We start from the raw sequence: 598 nt of genomic DNA on the forward strand, positions 1-598 counted from the left end.
GGCGCAGCAGCATGATGATGATCATGGCCAGCGCGATCAGCAGCTGGCGCAGGATGGCGGAGTCGAGGCGGCCGTCCGTCATGGCCTGCAGCGGACCGGCCACGTAGCGCAGCACCTCCGGCAACGCGGACAGCAGCACGGCGCCCAGGATCACGCCCGGGATGTGGCCGATGCCGCCCAGCACCACCATGGCGACGATCATCACCGACTCCATCAGGCTGAACGATTCCGGCGACACGAAGCCCTGGAACGCACCGAACATCGCGCCCGACACGCCGCCGAACGAAGCACCCATGCCGAAGGCCAGCAGCTTGAGGTTGCGGGTGTTGATGCCCATGGCCTTGGCGGCGATCTCGTCCTCGCGGATGGCCATCCAGGCGCGGCCGATGCGCGAATCCTGCAGGCGATAGCAGATGATGACGCTCAGCACCACCAGCACCAGGAACAGGTAGTAGTAGAGGGTGACGGAGTTGATGTCGTAGCCGAACACCTCCAGGCGCCGGCCGAGGTCCAGGCCGAAGATCTTCACCGAGTCGATCTGGCCGATGCCCTTGGGGCCGTTGGTCAGGTTGACGGGGTGGTCGAGGTTGTTCAGGAA

Annotated in this window: 1 protein-coding gene; it reads right to left on the bottom strand. The window is 65.4% G+C overall.

Annotated features, from left to right (window positions below):
- The coding region (locus tag GVL52_RS31660; protein ID WP_368735335.1) for a branched-chain amino acid ABC transporter permease at nucleotides 1–598 on the bottom strand (598 nt) is incomplete at both ends.

This window comes from Rhizobium sp. 18055, from assembly GCF_902706285.1.
Classification (GTDB): domain Bacteria; phylum Pseudomonadota; class Alphaproteobacteria; order Rhizobiales; family Rhizobiaceae; genus Rhizobium.